Consider the following 3786-nt stretch of genomic DNA (forward strand, 5'->3'; position numbering starts at 1 on the left):
CCAGCGGGTGGGCAGCCGCAAAGAGAGCGTCACGCCGGGCACCTCGACACAGCCTGGCCGGGCCGTTGCCGTGCCACCAGTGAACAAGTAGCCGCGAGTGGGGCGCGATCACAGCCTCAGCACTGGCCGCTGATCGGGTGCGGTGGGAGCTCAGCCGAACAGGTCGAAGGCGCGGATGACTACGAAGGTCCCCACACCCACGCCGACACCCAGCGCCAACCGGCGCCACCACGCTCGGCTTCCTACGGGGCGAAGCCCGGGCTCCTCAACGAGCCGCAGGCGCTCAGCCACCCGCCAGGCACGAGACCGCTGCTGCTCCATGACAGCACAGTAGAGACCCTCGCCTCTGGCACATCCGCACATCAGCGTGAGACGTTCTGCGTCAAGGGTGGTGGTCGGTGCCCTGCTCCGTCGTCGGTCCCTGCATAGCGGTGATGGGGGTGGTCCCAGCAGCGTGTGATCGGGTTGGTACGGCGACGGGCGGGGCTGCTCATGATGTGCGTCGAGGTCCAGGTTCGGCCTCAATGCCGCAGGGAGCTCGCCCCGACCTTCTTCCTCACGCAGACCGTCAGCGTCTGACGTCAGGCGAAGCTCAGCGACTCATGCGGCGGCCTCCAGGGCCCGCCGGCGCAGGCCGTGGGCGGCGACCTCGGCGTCCCAGGGTCGCCCGCTGGTGATGACGGCGTGCAGTTGGCGCAGCAGCGCGGCGGCGACCGCTGCCTGGGCTTGGGTGGGTTTGAGCTTGTTGTGCTCCCGGCTGATCAGGTGCCGGTAGCGGGCTGCGTGGACGGGGTTGTGCTTCACCGTTCCCCACAGCGCCCGCCAGGCGGCCAGGCGCAGCGAGGGCCGTCCCTGCCCGGTCACCCTCGTCCGCCCGGTGAAGGCGCCTGAGCTTCTCTCCCGCGGGGCGAGGCCGGCGTGCTTGACCAGCGCCCGGGCGGAGGTGAACCGGCGCAGATCCCCAGTCTCGGCCAGGATCGCCGCCGCCCCGATGACGGTCAGCCCCGGCATCGAGGTCACCAATGCCGTCAGGCCCAACTCCTCGATGACCTTGGTCATGCGGGCCTCAGTGTCCCGGCGCCGGCGGCGGGTCTCGAACCAGTCCTGAAGGGCGAAGGCGACCCGCTCCAGCGCCCCGCTCCGGTGCGCCAGGACCCCTGCCTCGTCGTCGAGGGCAGCGAAGAGCTTGCGGGTGATGCGCAGGGTCGGCTTCTCTGCGCCCCAACACATCGCCTCCTTGCGGACCAGGTTCTCCAACCGCTCCAGACCCAGCCGCCTGGTCCGGGCGAAGTCCCCGCCATCACGCTCGAGGATGATCGACATCGTCGCCGCCCACGTCCTGGACCGGAACGGGTAGGACGCCGTGTCCAGCGCCGCCGGCCAGGCGCACTCCAGCAGGTCCCGCATCTGCTGCACCTGCGCCGTCGCCTCCGTCAGGAGCCGCTCACGACGGACCCCGAGGTGACGCAACCGCCCCCATGTCTCATCAATGGGCTCGGGGGCATAGCAGCGCAGCTGCGCCGTCAGCCGTGCGATCAGGACGGCGTCCTTCTCGTCGGTCTTGTCGCTGGTCAGGTCCTCACCGCGCCGGGCCCAGGATGAGATGAGCGGCTGCACGCAGACGAAGGCCATGCCCCGCTCAGCGGCCAGCTGACCCAGCACCCGCCAGCGGTGACCGGTCGGCTCACACGCCACCGTCACACCCGCGAAGCCGGCCTTGGCGGCCCGCTCCGCGGCCCAGTCCAGGGCCGCGCCCAGGTCCCAGGCCCGGACCCGGAAGGTCCGCCGCGCCAGGACCCGGGAGTCGTGGTCACAGACGACGACCATCTGCTTAGCGTCCGCCAGGTCGATCCCGACGATCGCACTGCTCACCGGGACCAGCTCCCGCAGCCGCCCCAGCCTCGCGTTGCGGCTCTTGTCACCGCGGGAGATCTGACTAGCCTTGCTCATCGACGTCCTCCTCTGCGCTGGGACACCAAGCCCGAGTAGCGCACCAGGAGGACGTCGCCACGACCAGCCCCAGCAGGCTCTGCAGCCCCTCGATCCGTCCCGATCCGACGCGCAGAACGAATCACTATGCCGCCCTGCGGGCGCGGACATGGTGGTCCGCCGGAAGCTCCTCTGGCTGCGTGACCAGGGGGCAGTGGGGTCGCTGCCCCCTCCACTTCGAGGAAGTGCTCCCACCCATGCCCGACACGGGCAGACTCAACGCTGGCCCGCCCAGTCAGACTGAGGAGCACTGTATGCGACGCACATGGACTGGCACCGCAGCGTTGGCGCTGGTCGTGATCGCCGTCGCGGGCTGTGGGGGTGGCGGCGGGGTCGATGACGCGGAGGAGCAACTGAGCGCGCACTTCCTCGACCCCATCACCGGCGCCGGCATCACTGCGGTCGTGGAGAGCGCCTGCCGTTCGCACTTCACCGATGTGGACTCGGTGTGGCACCTGGAGACCAGGATCCGGCTGCAGGCACCGAAGCAGGACGTCATCGACGCACTCGCCGAGGGCGGAGGGGTCTTCATCGAGGACGACCGCGAGCCACGGTGGGTGTGGCAGGAGGGCACTCAGCCCGGCGCGGACGGCGGTGGCTTCTTCGGCCGTGGCCACTACGGCTGGCACGGCGTGGTCAGCACGCAGGGCGGCGAGTCGCTCCTGCAGGTGACGTTCAACAACGCCGAGCACGACGGCCTGGAGCGCGTCATCGGATGGGCCGAGACCTGCCCGGCGCCCTGACCAGCACCCTGCCTGAACATCCGACCATGCCGCGCTGCGGGCGCGATCATGGGGCCGTCGGCGGCATCAGGCCATGCCGAAGAGTGCATGATCGTTAGGGCTGCCAGGTAGTACAAGGCACCTCTACCGTCCTGCCATGGACGTAGTGGTCGAGGTGGGTGACTGGGAGCACGTTTGCTGCGGGTCGCCCATCGAGCGCAACGAGGTCGTCGACCTCAGCTGCATCCGTTGGATGGATGAGGACGGGCAGGTGCACCTCGGCGAGAGTCATCACGAGCTTGACGTCCAGCCCATCGAGCGGGTCCAGGGGCGGGTGATCGACATTCACGTCGTAGATCAGGGAGGGCGCACCCTGCCGATCCTCCGAGTACCGAGCGGAGACGCCCTACGTGGCGTCGATCCGGCCGATGACGGCCACCTGGAAGACCCGTGGACCGGCGAGGTGCTCACGTCCGATCACGGCGACTTCCTCACCGGCGGCAGCTTCCTCGTCACCATCCGGACAGTCGAGCAACCGTCGCACGACCCGCGTTGAGTGCTCGCTCATGCCGCGGGTGGGGCGCGTTGGGCGGTGCCTCAGCGAGAGTGTGGCGGCGGGTGGCACGGTGGATGGGTGGGCAAGCTCCGAGACGTCATCGCCGGGCTGGTGAGGGCCGTGTTCCCTCCGTATGAGGAGCCGACGTGGACGAAGCTGGCGGCCCTGGCCGGGCAGGAGCCCTTCGACACGGTCCTGGCCTCCTGCCCGCGACAGTGGCAGCACTGCGTCGATCCCCCCGAGGACTTCGCGCCGGAGGAGCGGTTCATGCCGATGGAGCAGATGCTGCAGCTGGCCTCGGTGTCACGGCAGCGTCGCGACGGGCAGGGCGGTGAGAAGGGCGAGGAGTGGTGCCTCAGCCTCCACGACGAGTGGGGGGTGAACCGCCCCGGCGAGTCCGGAGACTTCCTACTCTGAGGCTCCGTGAACCGCCCCGGCGAGTCCGGAGACTTCCTACTCTGAGGCTCCGACCGGTGTCGGGGTCTGGTGGTGAGCGTAGTGAGCCTGCTCGGCCTCGAC

General features: G+C 69.6%; 4 protein-coding genes. 3 read left to right on the forward strand and 1 reads right to left on the reverse strand.

What is annotated here, in order from left to right; all coding sequences use genetic code 11:
- Positions 1-600: 600 nt before the first annotated feature.
- Positions 601-1950, reverse strand: coding sequence for an IS110 family RNA-guided transposase (locus CLV92_RS20750; RefSeq protein ID WP_158257367.1), 1350 nt, complete (start codon positions 1948-1950; stop codon positions 601-603).
- Positions 1951-2243: 293 nt separating this feature from the next.
- Between CLV92_RS20750 and CLV92_RS20755 the strand changes: the two genes are divergently transcribed.
- The 3 genes from CLV92_RS20755 (at position 2244) to CLV92_RS20765 (ending at position 3684) form a co-directional block, all read left to right on the forward strand.
- Positions 2244-2732, forward strand: coding sequence for a hypothetical protein (locus CLV92_RS20755; RefSeq protein WP_146099723.1), 489 nt, complete (start codon positions 2244-2246; stop codon positions 2730-2732).
- A gap of 136 nt (positions 2733-2868) precedes the next feature.
- Positions 2869-3267 (forward strand): hypothetical protein, encoded by a 399-nt coding sequence (locus CLV92_RS20760; RefSeq protein ID WP_211291331.1) that lies wholly within the window; start codon positions 2869-2871, stop codon positions 3265-3267.
- Between the two features lie 78 nt (positions 3268-3345).
- On the forward strand, positions 3346-3684 hold the full coding sequence (locus CLV92_RS20765; protein ID WP_104435985.1) for a hypothetical protein: 339 nt from the start codon (positions 3346-3348) through the stop codon (positions 3682-3684).
- The last annotated feature ends 102 nt before the right edge of the window (positions 3685-3786 follow it).

The organism is Kineococcus xinjiangensis, from assembly GCF_002934625.1.
Taxonomy (GTDB): Bacteria; Actinomycetota; Actinomycetes; order Actinomycetales; family Kineococcaceae; genus Kineococcus_A; species Kineococcus_A xinjiangensis.

Bases quoted from the DNA above. Each gene is read 5' to 3' on its own strand.
- CLV92_RS20760 (WP_211291331.1), top strand. From the start codon at position 2,869: ATGGACGTAGTGGTCGAGGTGGGTGACTGGGAGCACGTTTGCTGCGGG.
- CLV92_RS20750 (WP_158257367.1), bottom strand. From the start codon at position 1,950: ATGAGCAAGGCTAGTCAGATCTCCCGCGGTGACAAGAGCCGCAACGCG.
- CLV92_RS20755 (WP_146099723.1), top strand. From the start codon at position 2,244: ATGCGACGCACATGGACTGGCACCGCAGCGTTGGCGCTGGTCGTGATC.